Source organism: Rhizobium sp. SU303 (assembly GCF_021052345.1).
Taxonomy (GTDB): domain Bacteria; phylum Pseudomonadota; class Alphaproteobacteria; order Rhizobiales; family Rhizobiaceae; genus Rhizobium; species Rhizobium laguerreae.
The window spans coordinates 2,110,898-2,136,226 of record NZ_CP088095.1; the positions used below are offsets into that span (position 1 = coordinate 2,110,898).

Annotated in this window: 20 protein-coding genes; 10 read left to right on the top strand and 10 right to left on the bottom strand. The window is 61.0% G+C overall.

What is annotated here, in order from left to right; all coding sequences use genetic code 11:
• The first annotated feature begins 6 nt into the window (after window positions 1-6).
• A complete protein-coding gene (locus RlegSU303_RS10605) occupies window positions 7-714 on the top strand; it encodes a DUF502 domain-containing protein (RefSeq protein WP_131630456.1) in 708 nt (235 codons plus the stop codon).
• 81 nt (window positions 715-795) lie between these two features.
• On the opposite strand, the gene recG is transcribed toward RlegSU303_RS10605, so the two are convergent.
• Complete coding sequence (recG, locus tag RlegSU303_RS10610; RefSeq protein WP_231283801.1) at window positions 796-2,901, bottom strand: ATP-dependent DNA helicase RecG; 2,106 nt, start codon at window positions 2,899-2,901, stop codon at window positions 796-798.
• 92 nt (window positions 2,902-2,993) lie between these two features.
• Between recG and RlegSU303_RS10615 the strand changes: the two genes are divergently transcribed.
• The 4 genes from RlegSU303_RS10615 (at window position 2,994) to RlegSU303_RS10630 (ending at window position 7,685) form a co-directional block, all read left to right on the top strand.
• Window positions 2,994-3,299: an FAD assembly factor SdhE gene (locus tag RlegSU303_RS10615; RefSeq protein WP_168280250.1), complete on the top strand. Its 306-nt coding sequence runs from the start codon at window positions 2,994-2,996 to the stop codon at window positions 3,297-3,299.
• On the top strand, window positions 3,296-6,796 hold the full coding sequence (mfd, locus tag RlegSU303_RS10620; RefSeq protein ID WP_168280251.1) for a transcription-repair coupling factor: 3,501 nt from the start codon (window positions 3,296-3,298) through the stop codon (window positions 6,794-6,796). Before RlegSU303_RS10615 ends, mfd begins: the two co-directional genes overlap by 4 nt.
• Before the next feature lie 16 nt (window positions 6,797-6,812).
• Entirely contained in the window at window positions 6,813-7,280 is a 468-nt protein-coding gene (locus RlegSU303_RS10625) for an OsmC family protein (RefSeq protein WP_131630460.1), read from the top strand.
• A gap of 72 nt (window positions 7,281-7,352) precedes the next feature.
• A complete protein-coding gene (locus tag RlegSU303_RS10630; protein ID WP_017960429.1) occupies window positions 7,353-7,685 on the top strand; it encodes a DUF6572 domain-containing protein in 333 nt (110 codons plus the stop codon).
• Window positions 7,686-7,824: 139 nt separating this feature from the next.
• Here RlegSU303_RS10630 and RlegSU303_RS10635 read toward each other — a convergent pair whose 3' ends face one another.
• Window positions 7,825-8,496, bottom strand: a complete 672-nt coding sequence (locus RlegSU303_RS10635; RefSeq protein WP_231283802.1) for a DsbA family oxidoreductase — start codon at window positions 8,494-8,496, stop codon at window positions 7,825-7,827.
• Window positions 8,497-8,560: 64 nt separating this feature from the next.
• Window positions 8,561-10,363 carry an extracellular solute-binding protein gene (locus RlegSU303_RS10640; protein ID WP_131622695.1) on the bottom strand — a complete coding sequence of 601 codons (1,803 nt, stop codon included), beginning with the start codon at window positions 10,361-10,363 and terminating at the stop codon, window positions 8,561-8,563.
• A gap of 283 nt (window positions 10,364-10,646) precedes the next feature.
• On the opposite strand from RlegSU303_RS10640, the gene RlegSU303_RS10645 reads away from it, so the two are divergent.
• Window positions 10,647-11,312, top strand: coding sequence for an invasion associated locus B family protein (locus RlegSU303_RS10645; protein WP_025394534.1), 666 nt, complete (start codon window positions 10,647-10,649; stop codon window positions 11,310-11,312).
• Window positions 11,313-11,426: 114 nt separating this feature from the next.
• Here RlegSU303_RS10645 and hspQ read toward each other — a convergent pair whose 3' ends face one another.
• The 3 genes from hspQ to RlegSU303_RS10660 form a co-directional block, all read right to left on the bottom strand.
• Window positions 11,427-11,756 (bottom strand): heat shock protein HspQ, encoded by a 330-nt coding sequence (gene hspQ, locus RlegSU303_RS10650; protein WP_003539613.1) that lies wholly within the window; start codon window positions 11,754-11,756, stop codon window positions 11,427-11,429.
• A 161-nt stretch (window positions 11,757-11,917) separates the two neighbouring features.
• Complete coding sequence (glnA, locus tag RlegSU303_RS10655; protein ID WP_011651961.1) at window positions 11,918-13,327, bottom strand: type I glutamate--ammonia ligase; 1,410 nt, start codon at window positions 13,325-13,327, stop codon at window positions 11,918-11,920.
• Between the two features lie 78 nt (window positions 13,328-13,405).
• Window positions 13,406-13,744, bottom strand: coding sequence for a P-II family nitrogen regulator (locus RlegSU303_RS10660; RefSeq protein WP_003539626.1), 339 nt, complete (start codon window positions 13,742-13,744; stop codon window positions 13,406-13,408).
• A 343-nt stretch (window positions 13,745-14,087) separates the two neighbouring features.
• Here RlegSU303_RS10660 and RlegSU303_RS10665 point away from each other — a divergent pair, with 343 nt between their 5' ends.
• From RlegSU303_RS10665 to RlegSU303_RS10680, 4 genes are all read left to right on the top strand, one after another.
• Window positions 14,088-15,560: an NAD(P)H-hydrate dehydratase gene (locus RlegSU303_RS10665; RefSeq protein ID WP_094085990.1), complete on the top strand. Its 1,473-nt coding sequence runs from the start codon at window positions 14,088-14,090 to the stop codon at window positions 15,558-15,560.
• A gap of 352 nt (window positions 15,561-15,912) precedes the next feature.
• Window positions 15,913-17,004: a phosphate ABC transporter substrate-binding protein PstS gene (gene pstS / locus RlegSU303_RS10670; RefSeq protein WP_094085989.1), complete on the top strand. Its 1,092-nt coding sequence runs from the start codon at window positions 15,913-15,915 to the stop codon at window positions 17,002-17,004.
• A 117-nt stretch (window positions 17,005-17,121) separates the two neighbouring features.
• Window positions 17,122-18,855, top strand: a complete 1,734-nt coding sequence (locus RlegSU303_RS10675) for a Na/Pi cotransporter family protein (RefSeq protein WP_094085988.1) — start codon at window positions 17,122-17,124, stop codon at window positions 18,853-18,855.
• A gap of 115 nt (window positions 18,856-18,970) precedes the next feature.
• The gene (locus RlegSU303_RS10680; RefSeq protein WP_094085987.1) at window positions 18,971-19,990 is read left to right on the top strand and encodes a DUF808 domain-containing protein; all 1,020 of its coding nucleotides are present in this window, start codon (window positions 18,971-18,973) and stop codon (window positions 19,988-19,990) included.
• 27 nt (window positions 19,991-20,017) lie between these two features.
• Here RlegSU303_RS10680 and RlegSU303_RS10685 read toward each other — a convergent pair whose 3' ends face one another.
• The 4 genes from RlegSU303_RS10685 to uvrA all read right to left on the bottom strand — a co-directional run bounded on the left by RlegSU303_RS10685 (window position 20,018) and on the right by uvrA (window position 25,296).
• The gene (locus RlegSU303_RS10685) at window positions 20,018-20,983 is read right to left on the bottom strand and encodes a magnesium and cobalt transport protein CorA (protein WP_094085986.1); all 966 of its coding nucleotides are present in this window, start codon (window positions 20,981-20,983) and stop codon (window positions 20,018-20,020) included.
• A gap of 102 nt (window positions 20,984-21,085) precedes the next feature.
• Complete coding sequence (locus RlegSU303_RS10690; RefSeq protein ID WP_094085985.1) at window positions 21,086-21,892, bottom strand: DUF72 domain-containing protein; 807 nt, start codon at window positions 21,890-21,892, stop codon at window positions 21,086-21,088.
• A gap of 24 nt (window positions 21,893-21,916) precedes the next feature.
• Window positions 21,917-22,378: a GNAT family N-acetyltransferase gene (locus RlegSU303_RS10695; RefSeq protein WP_094085984.1), complete on the bottom strand. Its 462-nt coding sequence runs from the start codon at window positions 22,376-22,378 to the stop codon at window positions 21,917-21,919.
• Window positions 22,375-25,296, bottom strand: coding sequence for an excinuclease ABC subunit UvrA (gene uvrA, locus RlegSU303_RS10700; RefSeq protein ID WP_094085983.1), 2,922 nt, complete (start codon window positions 25,294-25,296; stop codon window positions 22,375-22,377). Before uvrA ends, RlegSU303_RS10695 begins: the two co-directional genes overlap by 4 nt.
• Window positions 25,297-25,329: the final 33 nt, after the last annotated feature.

A 25,329-nucleotide genomic window follows, 5' to 3' on the forward strand; every position in this document is an offset into this window, starting at 1 on the left:
GAAACGATGGCCGACAACGCCCCCAGAATGCCGGTCGCAACCCGGCTGAGGAATAATTTTCTCGCAGGACTGATCATCTGCGCGCCGATCGCGATCACCATCTGGCTGACCTGGACCTTCATCCACTGGTCGGACAGCTGGGTCCGGCCCTATATTCCGGCGCGCTGGAATCCGGAAAGCTATCTCAATTTCGCCATTCCCGGCTTCGGCCTGCTGATCGCCGTCGTGCTGATCACCGTCGTCGGCTTCCTCGGCAAGAACCTCATCGGCCAGAGCATCGTCCGTTTCGGCGAATCGATCGTTCAGCGCATGCCGCTGGTGCGCACGATCTACAGAAGCGTGAAGCAGATTTTCGAAACCGTACTGAAGGAACAGGCGAACTCCTTCAAGAAGGTCGGCCTCATCGAATATCCAGGCCCCGGCCTCTGGGCACTGATCTTCATCGCCACCGACGCCAAGGGGGAAATCGCTTCGAAGTTCAATGCCATGGGCCAGGATATGGTCGCCGTCTTCCTGCCGCCGACGCCGGTGCCGACAGCCGGCTTCCTCATCTTCGTGCCGCGCGAGAAGATCGTCATGCTCGATATGTCGCCGGAAGACGCCGCCAAGTTCCTGATTTCAGGCGGGCTTGTGGCGCCCGAACACAAGCCGGCCGATCCGAAGCAGAAGCATTTGCCGCGGCCGAAGCCGGTGGCGGTTTCCAAGGCTGAATGATGCATGTCGCCCAAAAGTGTTCAGCGGTTTTGGGGTAACGACATGCATAGAACAAAGACTTAAAGCGCGCCTCGGCGCGCTTTAACCCGCTCTAAGAAATCGGATCGCCTCGTCGCGGCGGAAAAGATAGAGCAGGGTGCGGATCGCCGTTCCTCTCTCGGTGGTCAATTCCGGATCGCGCTCGATGAGGTAGGCGGCATCCTTGCGGGCGATCTCCAGCAGGTCGGCATGAGCCTCGAGGCTGGCGATGCGGAAGCCCGGCGTGCCGGATTGCCTTGTGCCGAGCAATTCGCCTTCACCGCGCAGCTTCAGGTCCTCCTCGGCAATGCGGAAGCCATCCTCCGTTTCGCGCATGATCGAAAGCCTGGCATGGCCGGTCTCGCCGAGCGGTCCCTTGTAGAGCAGGATGCAAGTCGAGGCCTCGCCGCCACGCCCGACGCGGCCGCGCAGCTGATGCAATTGCGCCAAGCCGAAGCGTTCGGCATGTTCGATCACCATGATCGTCGCATCCGGCACGTCGACACCGACCTCGACGACGGTGGTGGCGACGAGCAGCCGGGTCTCGCCGTTCTTGAACGCCATCATCGCCGCGTCCTTCTCCGGTCCGCTCATGCGGCCGTGGATGAGGCCGATGCCCGGGCCAAGTGCCGAGACCAGCGTCGCGTGCCGCTCCTCCGCCGACATCAGGTCGAGCTCTTCGGACTCTTCGACCAGCGGGCAGATCCAATAGGCCTTCTTGCCCTCGGCGATCGCGCTTTGCAGCCGCCCGACGATTTCGTCGGTCCGTTCCATCGGCACGGTGATCGTCTGGATCGGCTTGCGGCCGGCCGGTTTCTCGGTGAGCTTGGAAACGTCCATATCGCCGAAGGCGGCAAGCACTAGAGTGCGCGGGATCGGCGTCGCCGTCATGACCAGCATATGCGGCGAGAGGCCCTTGGCGGTCAACCGCAGGCGCTGATGCACGCCGAAACGGTGTTGCTCGTCGACGACGGCAAGCATCAGATTGGCGTAGGCGACGCTGTCCTGGAACAGCGCATGTGTGCCGATGATGATCTGGGCAGCACCCGAGGCGATTCGCTCCAGAATTTCCTCCCGTTCGCGCCCCTTGGTGCGCCCGGTCAGCACCTCGATGCCGAGCCCGGCGGAGGAGGCGAATTTCGAGATCGTCGCGTGGTGCTGCCGCGCCAGGATTTCGGTCGGCGCCATCAGCACGGCCTGGCCGCCGCTCTCGATCACCGCCGCCATCGCCATCAGCGCCACCAGCGTCTTGCCGGAACCGACATCGCCCTGCAGCAGCCGCAGCATGCGCTCGTTGCCGGCCATATCCTTCAAAACCTCGGCGATCGCCTCGTTCTGGCTTGATGTGAGCGAGAAGGGCAAGCTCTTCAGGATCTTGCTGCTGATTGCGCCCGTCGCAGTGACCGGCTGGCCCGCCACCTTACGCAGCCTCTGCCGCACCAGGCTCAGCGACAGCTGGCCGGCGAGGAATTCGTCATAGGCAAGCCGCCGCCGGGCAGGGGCCTGCGGGTCGATATCGGTGGGATCGCGCGGCTCGTGCAGCATGTGGAAACTGTCGCGGATCGACGGCAGTCCCTGTTTCTCAGTCAAGGCCAGGTCGATCCATTCCGGCAGCTCGGGAAAACGCGGCAGGCCGGCGTCGATGATCTTGCGCAGCGTCTTCGGCGAGAGCCCCGCCGTCAGCGGATAGATCGGTTCGACCAGCGGCAGGCTCTCCGCCTCGTCGGCCCTGACGATATAATCGGGATGCACCATCGAGGCGCGGCCGTTGAACCAGTCGATCTTGCCGCTGACCGTCACCTCCGCATCAACAGGCAGCTGCTTTTCCAGCCACGCCGCCTGTCCGCGGAAGAAGACCAGCGTCAGTTCGCCGGTCTCGTCATGCAGGAAGACGCGGTAGGGGATATTGCTTTTGCCGCCCGGCGGCACCTGATGGCGGTCGACGCGCGCCGTGATCGTCACGATCGCGCCCTGCGGCGCGCGGGCGATTCCAGGCTGGTTGCGCCGGTCGATCAGCGAAAAGGGCGCGTGGAAGAGCAGGTCGATCACCCGGCAATCCTCCAGCGTCTCGCGGCCGAGCAGCTTGACGAGCAGCTCGGCGATCTTCGGGCCGACGCCCGGAAGGCCGGAAATGGGGGAAAACAGAGGATCAAGAATGGCGGGGCGCATGCGGCCAAAATGCGATGAACAATGCGGCCTTGGCAAGGCTGACAAGCCGCTTTCCAGGGTCTATAGAGGCGCATCAACAGGAAGGTAATGCCATGACAGGTGTCACGCTCACGAGTGCCGGTCTCGACCCGCGCCGCCGCAGAATCCTTTTCCGGTGCTGGCATCGCGGCATCCGCGAAATGGATCTGGTCTTCGGCCAGTTCGCCGAAGCTGAGGTCGCCGAACTGTCGGAAGCCGAGCTCGACGAGTTCGAGACGATCATGGCGGAAGAGGACAATGATCTCGTCCGCTGGATCATGGGAACATGGCCGGTGCCTGAGCGTTTCCAGACACCGATGTTTGCCCGCATCGCCGCCTACAAGCCCGATTTTGACAAGCCCCTCAGGACGCCGGAATGATCCCTGGTTTCGATGCGAAGAAGCTTGCGGCCATTGCCGAGCCGCTGACGATCGGCAATGTGCCGGCAGGCCTTGAAACGCTGCTGCTCGCCGAGCTCGCCCGAACGGGAGAGCCGGTCGCCTATGTCATGTCCGACGGCCACCGCATGGCCGATCTGGAGCAGATGCTGAGTTTCGTCGCCCCCGACATTCCGGTTCTCACCCTGCCGGCCTGGGACTGTCTGCCCTATGACCGCGTCTCGCCGAGCGCCGACACCTCGGCCCGCCGGCTGGCTGCACTTGGCGGCCTCATCGCCCATCGCAAGAAGCCGCATGCGGCAATCGTGCTCGTCACCGCCAATGCCATGCTGCAGAAGGTGGCGCCGCAGGATGTCATCGAAAGCCTGAGCTTTTCGGCCCGTCCCGGCAACCAGCTGCGCATGGACGATCTCGCCGGCCGCCTGGAGCGCAATGGCTTCGAGCGGGTCGCGACCGTTCGCGAGGTCGGCGAATATGCCGTGCGCGGCGGTATTCTCGACGTCTTCGTGCCGGGTTCCGAAGAGCCGGTCCGCCTTGATTTCTTCGGTGATACGCTGGAAAGCATCCGCAGCTTCGATCCGGCAAGCCAGCGCACGATCGGGCAGGTGCGCTCCCTCGATCTCAATCCGATGAGCGAGGTGACGCTGACGCCCGATACGATCAGCCGTTTCCGCAAGAATTACCTCTCCGCTTTCGGCGCGACTACACGCGACGACGCTCTCTATCTTGCCGTCTCCGAAGGCCGCCGTTATCCCGGCATGGAGCACTGGCTGCCGCTTTTTTACGAAAAGCTCGATACCGTCTTCGATTATTTGAGCGGCTTCCGGATCGTCATCGATCATACGGTGCGTGAAGCAGCGGAAGAGCGCTCCAAGCTCGTTTTCGATTATTACGACGCTCGCCTGAATTCCGGCCAGCCGGCTAAGGGGATGACGCAGGGCACGCCTTACAAGCCGGTGACGCCGGGCCAGCTCTATCTCGACAGCAAGCTTTTCGTCAAAACCCTCGATGCGCTGGCCGCGATCCGCATCAGCCCCTTCAACGAGCATGAGGGCGAGGCGCGGCGGGTCGTCAATGTCGACGCCCGCCAGGGCCAGCGCTGGGCCCGCTCCAATGCCGAAGGCGGCGGCGATGCCGAACGCATCAACATCTTCGACGTCGTCGTCAAGCATATCGCCGACCGCCGTGCTGCCGGCGCGAAAGTGCTCGTCACCGCCTGGACCGAAGGTTCGCTGGAGCGGCTGCTGCAGGTGTTGAACGAACACGGCCTGGAAAAGGTCAAGCCGATCGAGGCGCTGAAGGATATCGGCTCGCTGGCGAGAGGCGAGGCGGCTGCTGCCGTGCTCAGTCTCGAAGCTGGCTTCGAGGCCGGCGACCTCGTCGTCATCGGCGAGCAGGATATATTAGGCGACCGTATGGTGCGCCGCTCCAAGCGCCGCAAACGCGCCGCCGATTTCATCTCGGAAGTCGCGGGCCTCGATGAGGGTTCGATCGTCGTCCACGCCGAACACGGCATCGGCCGCTTCATTGGCCTGAGGACCATCGAGGCCGCAGGCGCGCCGCATGCCTGCCTCGAACTGCAATATGCCGACGAGGCCAAGCTCTTCCTGCCGGTCGAAAACATCGATCTTCTCTCGCGCTACGGCGGCGAGGGCACCGAAGCCCAGCTCGACAAGCTCGGCGGCGGCGCCTGGCAGATGCGCAAGGCCAAGCTCAAGAAGCGCCTGCTCGACATGGCCGATGCACTGATCCGCATCGCTGCCGAGCGCCTGACGCGCCACGCGCCGATACTGACGACGCCGGAAGGCCTCTACGACGAATTTGCCGCCCGCTTCCCCTATGACGAGACCGAAGACCAGGATAATGCCATCGAGGCCGTGCGCTCCGATCTCGCCGCCGGCCGGCCGATGGACCGTCTGGTCTGCGGCGACGTCGGCTTCGGCAAGACCGAAGTGGCGCTGCGCGCCGCTTTCGTCGCCGCGATGAACGGCGCCCAGGTCGCCATCGTCGTGCCGACAACACTGCTTTCCCGCCAGCATTTCAAGACCTTCTCCGACCGTTTCCGCGGTCTGCCGGTGCGCATCCAGCAGGCGTCGCGGCTCGTCGGCGCCAAGGAGCTGGCGCTGACCAAGAAGGAGGTGGCGGAAGGCAAGACCGATATCGTCGTCGGCACCCATGCGCTGCTCGGCGCCGGCATCAAATTCGCCAATCTTGGTCTGCTCGTCATCGACGAGGAGCAGCATTTCGGCGTCAAGCACAAGGAGCGGCTGAAGGAGCTGAAAAGCGACGTGCACGTGCTGACGCTGTCGGCAACGCCGATCCCGCGCACGCTGCAGCTTGCCATGACCGGCGTGCGTGAACTGTCGCTGATCACCACGCCGCCGGTCGACCGCATGGCGGTGCGCACCTTCATCTCGCCCTTCGACAGTCTGGTCATTCGCGAGACGCTGATGCGCGAGCACTATCGCGGCGGCCAGAGCTTCTATGTCTGCCCCCGGCTTGCCGATCTCGAGGACGTGCATGCCTTCCTGCAATCGGATGTGCCGGAGCTGAAGGTCGCGGTCGCCCATGGCCAGATGCCGGCCGGCGAACTCGAAGACATCATGAACGCCTTTTATGAAGGCCGTTACGACGTGCTGTTGTCGACCACCATCGTCGAATCCGGCCTCGACGTGCCCACAGCCAATACGCTGATCGTCCACCGTGCCGATATGTTCGGCCTTGCCCAGCTCTATCAGCTGCGTGGTCGCGTCGGCCGCTCGAAGGTGCGCGCTTTCGCGCTCTTCACCCTGCCTGTCAACAAGGTGCTAACGGCAACCGCCGAACGCCGGTTGAAGGTGCTGCAATCGCTGGATACGCTCGGCGCCGGCTTCCAGCTGGCGAGCCACGATCTCGATATTCGCGGCGCCGGCAACCTGCTCGGCGAGGAGCAGTCAGGTCATATCAAGGAGGTCGGCTTCGAGCTCTATCAGCAGATGCTGGAAGAGGCGGTCGCCGAGGTCAAAGGGGTCGACGAGATCCACGACACCGGCTGGTCGCCGCAGATCTCGGTCGGCACGACGGTGATGATCCCGGAAGGCTACGTGCCCGATTTGCACCTGCGCATGGCGCTCTACCGCCGTCTCGGCGAAATCACCGAGCTCAAGGAGATCGACGGCTTCGGCGCCGAGATGATCGACCGCTTCGGCCCGATGCCGATCGAAGTTCAGCATCTCCTGAAGATCGTCTACATCAAGTCGCTCTGCCGCACCGCCAATGTCGAAAAGCTCGATGCCGGCCCGAAGGGCGTCGTCGTGCAGTTCCGCAACAAGGAATTCCCCAATCCGGCCAACCTCGTCGGTTATATCGGCAAGCAGGGCACGATGGCGAAGATCCGCCCCGATCACAGCCTGTTCCTAACCCGAGACCTGCCGACACCGGAAAAACGCCTGCAGGGGGCTGCCGTCATCATGACGCAGCTGGCCGAATTCGCGAAATAGACGGAGGAAGACAAGGATGGCGAAATACGGCGCAACGATTGCCTGGCAGCGCAACGGTGAAGCCTTCACCGACAACCGCTACAGCCGCGCCCACCGCTGGACGTTCGACGGCGGCATCGAGGTGAGGGCGTCCTCGTCGGCGCATGTCGTTCCGCTGCCCTATTCAGCCGAGGATGCCGTCGATCCGGAAGAGGCTTTCGTTGCTTCGCTCTCCAGCTGCCACATGCTCTGGTTCCTGTCGCTCGCCGCCAAACAGCGCTTTTGCGTCGACAGCTACACCGATGCCGCCGAGGGCGTCATGGAAAAGAATGCCGAAGGCCGCCTTGCCATGACCGTGGTGACGCTCCGTCCGCATGTCGTCTTCAGCGGCGAAAAGCAGCCCTCGTCAAGCGAGCTCGAGACCCTGCACCATCGCGCCCACGACGAATGTTTCATCGCCAATTCGGTGAAGACCGAGGTGCGTTGCGTTCCGGTTCTGGGCTGAGCTAAGCCGCTCGCCAAACCGGAAGCCCGGCTGTTTCACCCCGGGATCAGTTGCACCTATTGCGTAATCGGAATGTCTTTAGATCAAACAAATGTAGTTGATGCCATCGGAGTTGATGACGCGACAGGCGAGCTAGTGCTGACCATCACGGACCACCTTGAATGGACAGGAAGTGATAAGGAGCACCTTCTGTTACTGCAGGAAAAGCTCAACACCTATTTGGGCTTTGTTGAGAGCGGTGAGATGTTGGAAACATACCCCGACGCCAAAGGCAGAGCTGTGTTAATAGACGTTGTGTGCAAGTATGTACCGAGCCAGCACGCCCAAGGCTTTTACAACAAAGTTGCACAAATTGTCGAAGGTGCCGGAATAAAACTCCAGCACCGATTGTTTCGCGCAGGTTAGTTTTTGGCGACGAAGCCTCAAAAGACAGAGTTGTCGAGCATCGCATCCGCCAGGAGCCGCTTCAGCTTCATCCTTTAGCGTTCATCGTCAATCCTGTGAAGGCCAAGGTGCACTACGTCCGGTTCCGGGCTCGGCGACGTCAGTTGAGACCTGATCGCGCCTCGGCCTTTGCCTTGGCAATATCACGCAGCGCGTTCGCCAATACATCAGGTGTCTGGGCACCGCTGACGGCATATTGCTGGTCGAAGATGAAGAAGGGCACGCCGTTGACGCCCATCTCCTGCGCTGCCTTGATTTCGGCGGCGATCAGATCGCGGTCGGCATCGGAGGCAAGCAGCGAGGCGATGACCGAGCGGTCGAGGCCTGATTTTTCGGCGATATCGAGCAGCACAGCATGGTCGCCGACATTGCGGCCTTCCTCGAAATTCGCCTTGAACAGCGCGGCAACAACCTTGTCCTGCTTCTCGCGGCCTTCGATCATCGCCCAGTGGATCAGCCGATGCGCATCGAGTGTGTTCGGGCCGATCTTGATCGCCTCGAAATTGAAGGCGATGCCAACCTCGCGGCCGTAATCGGAGAGCATCTTATGCGCCTGCGCCACGCGCTCCTCGCCGCCGAGCTTTTCCGCCAGCGCCTTCTTCTGGTCGACGCCTTCCTTGGGGTAGTCGGGATTGAGTTGGTACGGCCGCCAGTTGATGTCGACGCCGATTTGGTCCTGCACCTCGGCGATGGCGAGTTCCAGCCGCGCCTTGCCGAGATAGCACCAGGGGCAAACGACATCCGAGACGACGTCGATGGTGATACGCTCCATGATGATTTTCCTTATTCTCATGCGTCTCCAAGGGAGACATTTAAGCCGGGGCGGTTCGCCGGTTTTACTGCGCGCTCGTATCCCACCATACCGGCAGCTGATAGCCGCTGAGCGGTACGCTGTCGGGACGGCCGATGCGCTTGCTCCGCGCCACCCATTGCTGGTCCATGTGATAGAGCGGCAGCACGTAATGGCTGGAAAGCAGCAGCCGGTCGTAGGAGCGGACCGCCGCAGTGAAATCCTCCGCCGAGCGGGCCCTGAGCAGGTGATCGATCAGTGTGTCGAGATCGGGATCGTTGGCGCCGGCGAAGCTGTCGGTTCCCTCGCGTTTGCGCGCAACCGAAGACCAGCGGCCGAGTTGCTCGTTCCCAGGGGACAACGACGAGGTATAGGACTTCATGATCATGTCGTAATCGAAGCTGTTTGTCCGGCTCTGATACTGCGAATCGTCGACCGTGCGGATCGAAGCGGCGATGCCGATCGTCTGCAGCGAACGCTGATAGGCGACGGCAAGTTTCTCCTGGTCGGCATTCTGCGTCATGATCTCGAAGGCGAGCTGGCGGCCGGAGGCATTGAGCATCTTGCCGCCCTGGATCGTATAGCCGCCCTGTTTCAACTGCTCGACGGCCTGTTTCAGCACATTGCGGTCGCGGCCGGAGCCGTCGGTGACCGGCAGCTTGTATGTGCCATCGAGAATCTCCGGCGCAATTTTGTCCTTGATCGGTCCGAGCAGGGCAAGCTCGGCTGCATTGGCGGGAACCCCGAAACTCGACAGCTCGGAATTCTGCCAGAAGCTCTGCGTGCGTTTATAGGCGCCGGAATAAAGGTTCTTGTTTGCCCATTCGAAGTCGAACACCAGCGACAGGCCTTCGCGCACCTTGGGATCGGTAAAGATCGGCCGGCGCGTGTTGAACACGAAGCCGAGCATGCCGCTCGGCAGTTTCGGTGTGAACACGTCCTTGACCACAGCCCCCGAGGTGACCGCGGGAAAATTATAGGCATTGGCCCAATGGCCAGGATTGCCGTCGGGATAGATGTCGACATCGCCCTTCTTGAAGGCCTCGAACAGCGTCGTGTCCTGCAGGAAATACTGGACGGTGATCTGGTCGTAATTGTCGATGCCGACCTTGGCGGGAATGTCCTTGCCCCAGTAGTTCGGATCGCGCTCATAGGTGATGCTCTCGCCGGGCTTCACCGTCTTCACCTTGTAGGGACCGGAGCCGACCGGGGGCGTCAGCGACGAACGGTCGAAGGTTTCTGGGTCGATCGCATGTTTCGGCAGCACCGGGAAGAGACCGAAGATCAGCGGCGTCTCGCGGTCGGCCTTGTCGTTGAAGGTGAAGCGCACGCTGCGCTCGCCGACCTTCTCCATCTTGGCGACGACGTTGAGGCGGTTGGCGAAGGGCACGCGGCCCTTGTCGCGCATCAGCTCGAAGGTAAACATCACATCCTCGGGCGTCACCGGCTGGCCATCAGCCCATTTCGCCTTCGGATTGAGGTTGAACTGGATGAAGCTCCTGTCGTCGTCCCATTCGACCGTTTCGGCCAGCAGGCCGTAGAGTGTGAAGGGCTCGTCCCTGGAGCGCTGCATCAGCGATTCGTAGACGAGATTGCCATAATCCGGATCCCACATGCCGCGCGCCGTCGTGCGCATGCTCTTGAGGATGAACGGGTTGAGGTTGTCGAAGGTGCCGACCACGCCATAGGTGATCTTGCCGCCCTTTTTCACGTCGGGGTTGACGTAAGGGAAGTGCTTGTAGTCGGCCGGCAAGGCCGGCTCGCCGTGCATCGCGATGCCGTGCAGCGGCTCGGCAGCGACAGTGCCGCACAGCAGCGAGAGGACGAGGGGGACAACAAACCGGAGCATTCGGCAATCCTTGAGCCGTTAAAACGGGGCATGATTCACGCCAAGATTATCATGGGGTCGATCGATTCCAACACGGAACGGCGATTTCTTTGGCATCGCGACGAAATGCTCCTCAAATTGCCAAAGAAATGCTGGATATCTTGAACGCTGCGATGTAACAGGTGAACCCGAAGTTTCGGGGTCATGCATTTGCCTTATTTTTTTAAGAGGTGGAGTGTCAACGACCCGATGGTTGGGGCGGCAAGACGCTGCCCCGAACGGATATCAGGAGACGGAATTCGTTATGATGTTCAAGTCTGAAAAGAAAATGCGGGCAGCACTGTCCGTTCTGGCAGTGATGTTCGGCGCCGCTTCGGCTCCGGTCTCCTCCTTCGCACAGAGTGCGGCGGCACCGGCTCCGGCCGATGCCCCGGCGCAGGCCGCAGGTGCGCCGAAGCTTGGCTGGTACAAGACCTGCAGCAAGCAGGAAGACAACGACATCTGTGTTGTCCAGAACCTGATCCTCGCCAATGGCGGCCAGCTTGTCACGGCCGTCGGTCTGATCTCGGTTTCCGGCAAGATCAATCGCAAACTCCTGCAGGTTTCGGTTCCCACGGCACGCCTCGTTCCTCCCGGCGTCATCATGCAGATCGACGGCGGTAAGGGCCAGAAGCTCGACTACGCCGTCTGCCTGCCGGACAAGTGCACCGCCGAAATTCCGCTGACCGACGCGATGATCGCCAGCCTCAAGAAGGGCAGCGATGTGATCTTCACCTCGATCAACTTCCGCCGCGCTCCGAACCCGATCAAGATTTCGCTCGAAGGCTTCACCGGCGCTTATGACGGCGAACCGGTGACCGAAACCAAGCTCGCCGAAAGCCAGCGCAGCCTGCAGGAAGGCATGCAGAAGAAGGCCGAGGAAGCCCGCAAGAAGCTGGAAGAGGCCCAGAAGGCAGCCAAGGCCCAGTAATCCTGCCACTTTCTTTGAAACAGAAACCCGGCTTCGCGCCGGGTTTTTTGTTGCGCAAAGAAAAGGCCTCGCCGGGAGAAGCGAGGCCTTGATGCAACGATCGGCACGAGTGAGTTAGTGGGCGAAGCTCATCTTGGGTTTGAACTGCCCTGACGGGGCCTGATCGAAAATCTGGTAGATCTGTGGGTTGCGAAGCGGCGTGCCGCTTTCGTCGTTCATCAGGTTCTGCTCGGAGACGTAGGCGACATATTCGCTTTCGTCATTCTCGGCGAGCAGGTGATAGAAGGGCTGGTCCCTGCTCGGGCGCACCTCGGCGGGAATGGAATTCCACCATTCCTCCGTATTCGCGAACTCCGGATCAACGTCGAAGATGACGCCGCGAAACGGAAAAACCTTGTGCCGAACCACTTCGCCGATACTGAACTTTGCTACTCTTTCTTTCATGGTACGACTTCCTTTCATCACCAAATTTGGTGATTGGTGCCGCGCAAATCAAGATTTGTGCGCGAGTTCGTCACATGAACGTCATATCCTCACCATTTGCCGTTCATGACCTGGGAGGCGAAAGCCCCGGCGGGCCGGGACTTTCTGTGTTCAGAGCCTAATCAGGCCGAATAGTACATGTCGTATTCGACTGGATGCGGCGTCATTTCGAAACGCATCACCTCAGCCATCTTCAGCTCGATGAAGGCATCGATCTGGTCGTCGTCGAAGACGCCGCCGGCCGTCAGGAACTTGCGGTCCTTGTCGAGGCTTTCGAGCGCTTCGCGCAACGAGCCGCAGACGGTCGGGATCTTCTTCAATTCCTTCGGCGGCAGGTCGTAGAGATCCTTGTCCATGGCCTTGCCGGGATGGATCTTGTTCTTGATGCCATCGAGGCCGGCCATCAGCATGGCGGCGAAGGCGAGATAGGGATTGGCGGTCGGATCCGGGAAGCGGACTTCGACGCGCTTGGCCTTCGGGTTGGAGCCGAACGGAATGCGGCAGGAAGCCGAGCGGTTGCGGGCCGAATAGGCCAGCAGCACAGGTGCTTCGTAACCCGGGACGAGACGCTTGTATGAGTTGGTCGACGGATTGGTGAAGGCGTTGATCGCCTTGGCATGCTTGATGATGCCGCCGATATAGAACAGGCAGCTCTCGGAAAGGCCGGCATATTCGTCGCCGGCAAAGGTCGGCTTGCCGCCCTTCCAGATCGATTGGTGGACATGCATGCCCGAGCCATTGTCGCCGAAGATCGGCTTCGGCATGAAGGTCGCCGTCTTGCCGTAGGCGTTGGCCACCTGGTGCACGACATATTTGTAGATCTGCATCTTGTCGGCGTTGCGCACTAGCGTATCGAACTTGATGCCGAGTTCGTGCTGGGCGGCGGCGACTTCATGGTGATGTTTTTCGACGACGACGCCCATTTCGGAGAGCACCGTCAGCATTTCCGAACGCATGTCCTGGGCGCTGTCGACGGGGGGAACCGGGAAATAGCCGCCCTTGACGCGCGGGCGATGGCCGAGGTTGCCGGTTTCGTAATCGGTATCGTCGTTCGATGGCAGTTCGGTCGAATCGAGCTTGAAGCCGGTATTGTAAGGATCGGCCTTGTACTTGACGTCGTCGAAGACGAAGAATTCGGCTTCAGGACCGACGAAGACCGTATCGCCGATGCCGGATGCCTTGAGGTAGGCTTCGGCCTTCTTGGCGGTGCCGCGCGGATCGCGGTTATAGGCCTCGCCGGAGACCGGATCGAGGATGTCGCAGACGATAACCATGGTCGACTGAGCGAAGAATGGGTCCATATGCACCGTTTCGGTATCGGGCATCAGCACCATGTCGGACTCGTTGATGGCCTTCCAGCCGCCGATCGAGGAGCCGTCGAACATCACGCCGTCAGCGAACATGTCTTCGTCGACGCAGACAACGTCCATCGTCACATGCTGCAGCTTGCCCTTCGGGTCGGTGAAACGCAGATCGACGAACTTTACGTCGTTCTCCTTGATCTGCTTCAGAATTTCGCTTGCGGTCGCCATTAATGAGTTTCCTCCGATTTGCGATGACGGTGTAGGTCGGCGATGACGGTAACGGACTTTGCGCGATTGGCAAAGTGGTCAGATGGCATCGATGCCGGTCTCGCCGGTGCGGATGCGGATAACCTCTTCGACGTTGGAGACGAAGATCTTTCCGTCGCCGATGCGGCCGGTCTGCGCCGCCTTACGAATCGCATCGATGACGGCCTCCGCGTTCTCGTCGGCCAATACGACCTCGACTTTGACCTTCGGCAGGAAATCGACGACGTATTCGGCTCCGCGGTAAAGTTCCGTGTGGCCCTTCTGACGGCCGAAACCCTTGGCTTCCGTGACCGTGATACCCTGCAGGCCAACTTCCTGAAGGGCTTCCTTCACTTCGTCCAGCTTGAAAGGCTTAATGATCGCTTCGATCTTTTTCATGAGAAAATGTCTCTCCGCTTCTCTTGTTATGGCAGGAATTTTCCCGCTCGCCGGATATGATGCAGATATCGTGCCAGTTTGAAATCCATCTTGTCGAAAAAACACGCCGATTCTGCCAAAACCGGAGCGTTTGCGGGGAATTCTATGTTGTTTTGGTGGTGGAACAGGTGGGAAAATGTTGTCGCCCATCAGAATCACATCCGAAACGGAAAAAGTGACGTATTTTCGCAACTGCGAATATACTTCACGGTGAGGTGAAAATATAGGCAAATGCCTAAATAGAGTCCTCCTCTTTGCTGTTTCAGGCGGTTGTTTTTTAGGCGTTTTTTGATTGAATAGGATGATGAGCAAACATCTGTCCGACCTTCTTCTCACGCCTGCCGAAATGGCTGCCGTCGATGTGGCCGCTGCCGCATCCGGCATCGACTCCTTCGGCTTGATGGAGAGGGCAGGTGCCGCGGTCGCAGCTGCTGCTCTGCGCCTGCATCCCGGAGCGTTGCGTTTCGTCATACTCTGCGGACCCGGCAACAATGGTGGCGACGCCTATATCGCAGCCCGCCATCTGCAGGAAAGCGGGGCGAGGGTGGCGCTCTTCCACCTCGGCGATCCCGTGAGGCTGAAGGGCGATGCCGCGCGTGCCCGCACAGGCTGCGCGCTTGAGGGACAGGAACTTGACCTCTATCGGCCGGAACCCGGCGACGTTGTCATCGATGGCTTGTTCGGGGCGGGGCTTGGCCGCGCGGTATCGGCCGATGTGCACGCGCTGATCGAGCGCGTCACCGAGGCCGGTATTCCCGTGCTCGCCATCGATCTGCCCTCCGGCCTCGATGGCCGTACCGGCAAGGTGCTGGGTGCCGCCTTCCGGGCCTGCAACACCATCACCTTCATGACCCGCAAGCCCGGCCATCTGCTGATGCCGGGCAGGGAGCTTTGCGGTGAATTGGAGGTCTTCGACATCGGTATCCCGGCCCGCATCGTCAGGGCTGAGGCAAGCGGCGTCATCGCCGAGAACACGCCGGATGCCTGGAAGAGTGCGCTGCCGGCCGAGCAACTGGAAACCCACAAATACAAGCGCGGTCATCTGGTCGTCTTCTCAGGTGAGGCCGACAAGACGGGTGCGGCGCGCATGTCGGCGACCTCGGGCCTGAAGGCCGGCGCCGGCCTGGTGACGATCGCCGCCCCCCGCGTGGCGATGGCCGCCAATGCCGCGCATCTGACAGCCGTCATGCTGCATGCCATCGACGACGAGGCCGACCTCGGCGACTGGCTCTCCGACAAGCGGCTGCAGACCTTCGTCCTCGGCCCCGGTTTCGGCATCGGCGCCAGGGCGCGCGGCTTCGTCTCGGCCCTTGCCGATTGTCACCTGGTGCTCGATGCCGACGGCATCTCCTCGTTCAAGGACGATCCGCAACAGCTGTTTGATCTTTTCCGGGGTGAGCCGCGTCTGGTGCTGACGCCGCACGAGGGCGAATTCGCGCGGCTCTTTCCCGATATCGGCGGCGACGATGGGCTCGGCAAGGTGGAAAAGGCTGTGGCCGCCGCCCGCCGCGCCAATGCCGCGATCATTTACAAAGGCGCCGATACCGTCATCGCAGCACCCGACGGACGTGCGCTCATCAATACCAACGCTCCCGTCTGGCTTGCCACCGCCGGTTCCGGCGACGTGCTTGCCGGCATCATCGGCGGCTTGCTCGCCCAGGGCCTACCGGCCTTCGAGGCCGCCGCCGCCGGCGTCTGGCTGCACGGCGAGGCCGGGCAACGCGCCGGCAAGGGGCTGACGGCGGAAGAGCTTGCAGCCGAGGTATTGCCGATTTAACGCCGCCGCATCCTCTGCACCTCGAACGCAGATGCAATCCGCACCGTCCCGGACATGTCTGGCCGTGGCGCGGGCTGCGTTGTTTTACCATTGTAAATGCGGCCGATGTGTCAATTGAGTGACGGTTTTATTTCGAATTTTTAGAGCGACATCGATCAGCCAAAGAATGTCCTGCGCCGAGAATCAGCAACCCGCAAAACTAAACTGTCATTAAAATGTTAATGAATGGAAATACTTAGTCGTGTCAGGAATTCCTGTCGGCTGGAACACGAGTTCGCACAGTGGGTCCTGAGCTGATCTGGTTTGAATTCAGATCGAAGTGCGCAGTCAACGGTTACGAGGGGAAGCGCCGATGGAACGTTTTTTTCGGCAAGTCCACAGAGTAACGACCGCCGCCTCCGGCTTTGCCGGACTTGCGGCAATTGTCGGTTCACTCTTCATCGCTCCTGCAGCCATGGCCGAGCCCATTCGCGGCGCCGGCTCCACATTCGCGGCACCCATCATCGCGAAGTGGGCGGAGATCTACGAGAAGGCGCGGATGGATGACGGCGACTTCAGCTCACCCGATTGGACGGTAGACTACGAGCTCGTCGGTTCGCTGGCAGGTCTGATGCGCCTTGATCAGCCGGAGCTGGATTTCGCTGCGACCGATGTGCCTGTCTCTCACGACGAACTTTTGAAGCATGGCCGCCAGCAGTTTCCGATCGTGCTCGGCAGCGTGGCGATTGCCGTCAATCTTGACGGTATCGACAAGGGCCGTATCAACCTGACTGGCCCGCTGCTTGCGAATATCTATCTCGGCAAGATCCAGTCGTGGGCCGATCCTGCCATCAAGGCGATCAACCCGGAGATCAGCCTTCCGGATCAGAAAATCAGCCCGGTTACCCGCAAGGACGGATCAGGCACCACCTTCATGTTCACCGAATTCCTCTCCTCGGCAAGCCCGGAATGGAAGGCGGCACATGGAGCGGATACGCTGATCGCCTGGCCTGTTGGGACGAGTGTCGAGGGAACCGGGGATCTCATTCGCGCGGTGCAGGCAACCAAGGGGGCGATCGCCTATGCCGATTTTGGCCAGGTCGAGCGTGCAAACCTGCCCTATGCCGCTGTTCAGAACAAATCCGGCCAGTTCGTAAAACCGGGACCGGATGGTGTGCGTGCTGCGGCCATCACCGCCTCATGGGATGAAGCGAAAGATTTTTCGGTGTCGCTCACGGATCAACCGGGAGAGGCGGCCTATCCGATCAGCGGGGCGACATTTGCGGTCGTTCCAATGAAGGGACAGGCGCCCAATCGCTATCGCCGTGTGCATGATTTTTTCCGTCTGGCGTTCGAGATAGGCAGTAAGGACGCGGAGGCGCTTGGCTATGTGCCTTTGCCGCCGCAGCTCGTCAGTCAGATCGTCAAATACTGGCTGAAGCAGGATGCATCCGCGAGCCAGTAATTCGTTCGGACGCGCATGATACGCGGCCGGGGCATCCCCGACCGCATGAAATCGGGCATGTGAGACGCGGGGGCGTCGTTGAAGCGCGCCATTTTGGGCGCCAAGGGGGTAAGGCTAGTGAACATCGACATTTTCAAGGATATTCTTGTGCCTGTTATCGGCGGGCTGGGGATATTCATGCTCGGTCTGGAGTTCATGTCGAACGGCATCCAGGCACTCTCCGTCAACAAGATGCGCGCATTTCTCGCGAGAGCCGCAGGCACGCCGATCAAGGGCGTCATCGCGGGAACGCTCATCACCGGTGTCATCCAGTCATCGACGGCAATGACGGTCATGGTCGTCGGCCTCGTCAATGCCGGCGTTGTCGGCTTGCGTCCGGCGATCAGCGTCATCATGGGCGCCAACGTAGGAACGACGCTCGGAAACGGCCTGATCGCCTTGCCGCTCGGTCCCCTTGGCCTGATCTTTGCGGGCGTTTTTTCGCTGGTTTACTGCTTTGCCAAGAGCGAGCGGATCCGCAACGTCGCGCTTGCCTGCATGGGCTTCGCGCTGATTTTCTACGGTCTCAATCTGATGACCGGCGGCCTTCGGCCGCTGCGCAACATACCGGAGGTCATGGACGTTCTGTCCACGCTGACCGCCGACTCCTACTATAACCTGATCAAATGCGTGCTGATCGCTGCCGGCGTCACCGCGATGATCCACTCCTCTTCCGCGACGATCGGTATCGTCATGGGGCTCGGTGCGGCCGGTGTCCTTGATTGGACGACGGCGGTTGCCTTCTCGCTGGGTGCGGACCTCGGAACCACGATCACCTCCTGGATTGCCTCGCTCAATCTGTCGAAGAACGCCAAACGCGCTGCCTACGCCCATATGTCCTTCAACATTATCGGCGTCTGCATCACGGTGCCCTTGTTCTTCGTCTCGATCGACGTTCTGGCATGGGCGATGCAGTGGTTCGGCGGCGATCCCGGTATTCCGGTCATAGTCGAGGGCAAGGAAACATTTCCGCTGGTTCCAGTCGCTGTCGGTCTCTATTCGACCTTCTTCAACGTCTTCAACACAGCGCTGCTGTTTCCTTTCGTCAGCGTCTTCGAACGTGTCTTGTCGCGTATTGGCCGCACCGATGCGGAGGATGTTGAAGATTACTCGACGCCGAAATTCCTCGACCGCAGGCTCACCAGCGATTTCGCGCGGGCCGTTCCGGCCGTCCAGCAGGAGACCGCGCGTCATCTGCAGGCCGGCGCGATGTTCCTGGATATTGCCCGGTCCGCCAAGTCGGCTCCATCAGATCCGGGCGAACACTATCTCGCCACCGATATCCTCAGCCGTGACATTCGCGATTATACCGCATCGCTGATGAAGGAGGATCTGCCTTACGAGCAACTCGATCTTGTCGCCAGCCTGATCGAGGAGGCGGATTTCACCGCTGCGTTGACGGAATCGATGCATCAGGTTGCCCGGCGCGTGAAGCGTGAAAAATTCAGCGAGCCCGCGTTGGCGATCGTCAACCAGGCATTGAGCAAGCTCGATGCCTCTTTGCAGGAAATCATGCCCGACTACGGCGTGGTTCGTCCCTCCATGCCGGCCGGCCATGTCAGCCTTCCCACCGTCACCGAACTTCGGGCTCAGACACTGGCGCTTGGCCCGAATGCCGGCGCGGCTGAACGCGGCACGATCCTGGCGCTTCTCGGCTCCGTCGAGCGCGCGGAGATTCTGATCCGCCGCATCGACGAGGAGCGCAAATCCGTGAACCGGCAGAGCGTTCTGTCGCGGGCCTCTCAGAAACGGGAACGGCAGGTCCGTCCTCCGCTGGACGAGGGTGGGTTGAGCCCGATGCCGGCTGAATAACGGCCATTGTCGTTACGATCTGTGCGTGGCATCTTCCCGGCGGAGGATGCCACGTCTCGTTGGATACGGGCTTTCCGTTTTGCTGTGTAAGTCTGTCTTCCCGACGGAGGCTCGAATGAGTGTTGGCCTGATCGCCCTTCTTGATGATATCGCGGCATTGGCCAAGGTGGCTGCGGCGTCGCTCGACGACATTGCCGGCCAGGCGGCCAAGGCAGGCGCGAAAGCGGCTGGTGTCGTCATTGACGATGCGGCGGTCACGCCGCGTTACGTCACCGGATTTTCGGCAGCGCGCGAACTGCCGATCATCGGCAGGATCGCGCTCGGCTCGCTGAAGAACAAGCTGCTGATCCTGCTTCCCGCAGCGCTTATCCTGAGTCTTGTCGCCCCGCAGGCGATCACGCCGCTGCTGATGATCGGCGGGCTTTACCTCTGCTACGAAGGCGTCGAAAAAGTCTACGGGCTGGTGCTGCCGCATGCGGCCCACGCCCATGAATCGGCACTCGAGGCGACGAGCCTCGATGCCAAATCGATAGAAGACGAGAAGGTTGCCGGCGCAATCAAGACGGATTTTATCCTGTCGGCGGAAATCATGGCGATTACGCTCGCCGCGGTGCCGTCAGGCGGCATGTTCACCCAGGCCCTCATCCTCGCCGTCGTGGGACTGGGCATCACGGTCTTGGTCTATGGCGGAGTGGCGCTTATCGTCAAGGCCGATGATCTGGGTCTGATGCTGGCGCGTGTGCGCACGGCCTCTCCGATCGGCGCCTTCTTGCGTTCGATCGGAAAGGGGCTTGTCACAGGCATGCCTTATTTTCTGAAGCTGCTCGGCATCGTCGGCACGGCCGCCATGATCTGGGTCGGCGGCGGCATCATCGTTCACGGCCTCGAATCCTATGGCCTCGGCGGCCTTGCACATCTGATCCATGATGCCGGGGAGGCGACCGCGCATGCCATTCCCGCTCTGGCATCCGTGCTCAGTTGGATCGTCGAGGCCGCAGGAGCGGGCATCGTCGGTATCGTCGCCGGCTTGATCGCTATTCCGGTCGCCGGCTACATCGTCTCGCCGGTCTGGCGGTACCTCAAATCGCTCCTGCCGCGCCGCCGGAAAGAGGCGCTGGCGGACGGGGAAAAATAAAGCCTGCCGGTATCGGCGAGCAAGGCGTCATATCCAGCGGGCGCGCCTGAAACGGATGAAAAGCGCGATGCACATGACGGCGATGACTGCCAGGACGATAAAATAACCGTAGCTGGTTTTCAGCTCGGGCATATTGTCGAAATTCATGCCGTAGATGCCGGCGATTGCCGTTGGAACGGCGAGAATGGCAGCCCAGGCCGCCAGCTGCCGGGTGATCGTGCCCTGTCTTTGCTGTTCAAGCAGATTGCTCGCTTCGAAAACCGATGTGATCACGTCGCGCAAGCTTGCAACCATCGTCTCGACACGGTGCATGTGCTGAAGCGCATCGCGGAAATAGGGCTTCGCTTCCCTGTCAAGCGACGGCAGGTCGAGATGGTAGAGCTTGCCGCAAAGGTCGAGCATCGCGTCCAGCACCCGCTGAAACAGAATGACTTCCCGGCGCAACTTGAAAATGCGGGCGATCTGGCTGCGGTCGAGAAACGCGTCGAGCATTTTTCGTTCCATGTCGAAAACGGAATCCTCGATCGTGCGCACGATGGGAAGATAGCCGTCGATGATGAAATCGAGAATGGCATGCAGAATATAATCGGTGCCGTGGCACAGCGTCTTCGGCGAAGTCTCCAGCCGGCCGCGCAGCTCTCCGTGCCCGCGCTCGGAACCATTCCGCACGGTGATGATATAGCGCTTGCCGACGAAAATTGCGGTTTCCCCGTAGGTGATATGGTCTCCCTCGAGCTGCGCCGTCTTTGCGATGACGAACAGCTGGTTGTCATAAACGCTGAGCTTTGGCATCTGCAGGGAACTGAGCGCATCGGCGATCGAGAGTTCGTGAAGGCCAAAACGGCTTTGCAGCAGTAGGAGTTCGTCCCGGCTGGGCTTGTGCAGGCCGATCCAGATGAATTCGTTATCCATCGCCGGAATGGAGGCAGCCTCGAAAGGGACAGCCTCGACCCGGCGTCCGTCGCGATAGAGATAGGATGCGGCAACGCTCATGCGGGCTCCCGGGTTACCACGCTCATGATGCCCTCATGCAATGCGTGTCTGACGATGTGATACCCACAAGGTCACGATCCTTTTGTGACTATCCAGCCCCACCTATTTCGCCAACGCCTGCTGCAGGGCGATCGCCCCATGCGGCGCATTGACCTTGCCTTCATGAATCATGAAGGCAAAGACGTCGCGCGGCTCGACCTTCACCTTGCGATCTCCATCGATTAGCGGCAGGTCATCAGGAATCTTGCCCTCTGCCCAGGTCTCCAACCGGTCTGCCCAGGCCTTCAGGTCCTTTTCCGAGTAGCAGGTCGGAATATCGTCCGAGCCCTTCTGTAGCCGCGCATAGACGAAATCAGCCGTCACGTCGGCAATCATCGGATATTCGAAATGCTCCGCGCAAACAGGCGCCACGCCGTATTTCGAAAGCAGCGTCACGAACTCCGGCACCTTGAAGGAATCGTGCCGTACTTCGACCACGTGGCGGAGCGCCAGCCCATCCTGTTTTGCCGGCAGCAGCTTCAGGAAGGCTTCGAAATCATCCGGATCGAACCTCTTCGTCGGTGCGAACTGCCACAGCAGCGGCCCGAGATGATCGCCGAGTTCGCTGATGCCCGATGACAGGAACCGCTCCATCGATTCACCGGCTTCGGCAAGCACCCGCCGATTGGTGACGAAACGGGTCGCCTTCAGCGAGAAGATGAAACCGTCGGGCACATCAGCCGCCCATTTGGCAAAGACCGCAGGCTTTTGCGTGCTGTAGTAGGTGCCGTTGACCTCGATGACCTTCAGCTGGCGGCTGGCATAATTCAGCTCGTCCTTTTGTTTCAGGTCATCGGGAAAGAAATGCCCGCGCCAGGGCTCGAAGGTCCAGCCGCCGATGCCGGTGCGGATAGTGCCGGATTTCGTCATGTCGTCCTCCCCATTCGCAGCCGGTCAGGCCGCATTGATCTCTTTCGTCATGTCGACGAGCGTCCATCCTGGCCGATAAGGGTGCGGTCGGCGACCCGTTTCCTGAAACCCGAAGGCGCTGTAGAGCGCGATATTCCGCTCCATCCGCGCATTTGTGTACAGCCGGATCTCCGGCACGGCCCATTCCCGCGCCTTGCCTTCCAGCCAACGCAGCATCGCCAGCCCATGCCCGGCACCCTGAAAACCCGGCGAGACCGCGATGCTGAACAGCATGAGGTGATCGGAATGCTGCTCGACGACCATAAGGCCCGCCGTTTGCCCGCCGATCTCGCAGAGCCAGACTTCACCGCGTTCGATCCGCGGCGTGTAATCCTCCGTCACCGGCATCGGCGGAGCGCCGAAAAGTTCGCTATAGGGCTGATAAGCGGCTGACGTCAGCGTCGCGATCGTTTCCAGATCATCGGGCGACGCTGGCCTCATCGTCATTCCGCCGCAACCGCCTTCTTCGCCGGCCGCCGTTCCAGCAATTCCTTCAGGAACTGTCCGGTATAGGACCGCTTTTCCTTGACGATCGCTTCCGGCGTGCCGGTCGCGACGATCTCGCCGCCGCCGTCGCCACCTTCGGGGCCGAAATCGAGCACCCAATCGGCCGTCTTGATAACTTCGAGATTGTGTTCGATCACCACCACCGAATTACCCTGGTTGACCAGTTCGTGCAGCATTTCGAGCAGCTTGGCGACGTCGTGGAAATGCAGGCCGGTCGTCGGTTCGTCGAGAATGTAGAGCGTGCGTCCCGTCGAGCGTTTCGACAGCTCCTTGGCAAGCTTGACACGCTGCGCCTCGCCGCCCGAGAGCGTATTCGCCTGCTGGCCGACCTTGATATAACCTAGACCGACATCCTTTAGCGCTTGCAGCTTGTCGCGCACCGCAGGCACCGCCGCGAAGAAATCGACGCCTTCCTCCACGGTCATGTCGAGCACGTCGGCGATCGACCTGTGTTTGAAGGTGACGTCGAGTGTCTCGCGATTGTAGCGCTTGCCGTGGCAGACGTCGCAGGTGACGTAGACATCCGGCAGGAAGTGCATCTCGATCTTGATGACGCCGTCGCCCTGGCAGGCCTCGCAGCGCCCGCCCTTGACGTTGAAGGAGAAACGGCCCGGCTGGTAGCCGCGCGCCTTTGCCTCCGGCAGGCCGGCAAACCAGTCGCGGATCGGGGTGAAGGCGCCGGTATAGGTCGCCGGGTTCGAGCGCGGCGTGCGGCCGATCGGCGATTGGTCGATGTCGATCACCTTGTCGATATGTTCGAAGCCGTCGATGCGGTCGTGATCGGCCGGGTTTTCACGCGCGCCCATGACGCGGCGTGCCGCCGATTTATAAAGCGTCTCGATCAGGAAGGTGGATTTACCGCCGCCGGAAACGCCGGTCACCGCCGTGAACACCCCGAGCGGGATGGATGCCGTGACATTCTTCAGATTGTTGCCGCGTGCGCCGACCACCTTGATCTCGCGGCCCTTCTTCGGCTTGCGCCGCTCGTCGGGAACGGGAACGCCGAGTTCGCCGGAGAGATATTTGCCGGTCAGCGATTTCGGATTGGCCATGATATCCTGCGGCGTGCCATGGGCGATGACCTGGCCGCCGTGAATGCCGGCCGCCGGGCCGATATCGACCACGTCGTCGGCCGAGAGGATCGCATCCTCGTCATGTTCGACGACGATGACAGTGTTGCCGATGTCGCGCAGGTGCTTCAGCGTGTCGAGCAGCCGGGCATTGTCGCGCTGATGCAGGCCGATCGACGGTTCGTCGAGCACGTAGAGCACGCCGGTCAGCCCCGAGCCGATCTGCGAGGCAAGCCGGATGCGCTGGCTTTCGCCGCCCGACAGCGTGCCGGAATTGCGCGACAGGCTGAGATATTCCAGGCCGACATCGTTGAGGAAGCGCAGCCGGTCGCGGATTTCCTTGAGGATGCGCACGGCAATCTCGTTCTGCTTGGCATTGAAGCTTGCCGGCAGTGTCTCGAACCAGTCGCGGGCGACACGGATCGACATCGCGGTTACTTCGCCGATATGCAGCGTGTCGATCTTCACCGCTAAGGCCTCCGGCTTCAGGCGGAAGCCGTTGCAGGAAGGGCAGGGGGCCGCCGACATGAAGCGCTCGATATCCTCGCGCGCCCAGGCGGAATCGGTCTCCTTCCAGCGGCGCTCGAGATTGGTGATGATGCCTTCGAAATTCTTCTGCGTCGTGTAGGAGCGGGCGCCGTCGGCATAGTGGAATTCGATCTTGTCGTTGGTGCCGTTAAGGATGACGTCCTTGGCCTCCTCGGAAAGATCGTTCCAGCGGGTGCCGAGCTTGAAGCCGTAATGTTTGCCGAGCGCTTCCAGCGTCTGATTGTAGTAGGGCGAGGTCGACTTGGCCCAGGGCGCGATCGCCCCGTCGCGCAGCGTCCGTTCCGGCTCGGGCACGATCAGATCCGGATCGATCTTCTGCTGGGCGCCGAGGCCGTCGCAGGTCGGGCAGGCGCCGAAGGGATTGTTGAAGGAGAACAGCCTAGGTTCGATCTCCGGAATGGTGAAGCCGGAGACCGGGCAGGCGAATTTCTCCGAAAACAGCACGCGTTCATGCGTCTCGTTCAGCGACTTGTTGGCCGAGCCGCCGGCCGACGTCTCTTCCGGCGGCAGCGGCTTGTCGGCGAATTCGGCAACCGCCAGCCCGTCGGCGAGCTTCAGGCAGGTTTCCAGGCTGTCCGCCAGGCGCGCCGACACATCGGAGCGCACGACGATGCGGTCGACGACCACGTCGATGTCGTGCTTGTATTTCTTGTCGAGCACCGGTGCCTCGGCGATCTCGTAGAACTGCCCGTCGACCTTGACGCGCTGGAAGCCCTTCTTCATCAGCTCCGCCAGTTCCTTCTTGTATTCGCCCTTGCGCCCGCGCACGAGCGGCGCAAGAATATAAAGACGGGTGCCCTCGCCGAAATCCAGGATGCGGTCGACCATCTGGCTGACGGTCTGGCTCTCGATCGGCAGGCCGGTCGCCGGCGAATAGGGAACGCCGACGCGGGCAAAAAGCAGGCGCATATAGTCGTAGATCTCGGTGACGGTGCCGACCGTCGAGCGCGGGTTGCGCGAGGTGGTCTTCTGCTCGATCGAGATCGCCGGCGACAGCCCGTCGATCTGGTCGACGTCGGGCTTCTGCATCATTTCGAGGAATTGCCGGGCATAGGCTGACAGGCTCTCGACATAGCGCCGCTGGCCCTCGGCATAGATCGTGTCGAAGGCAAGCGAGGATTTGCCGGAACCCGAAAGCCCGGTCATGACGATCAGCTTGTTACGCGGCAGATCGAGATCGATGCTCTTGAGATTATGCTCGCGCGCGCCGCGGATGGAGATCGTCTTCAGTTCGCTCATCGTCTCTGCTTTGGTTTTCTGGATGACAGCCCT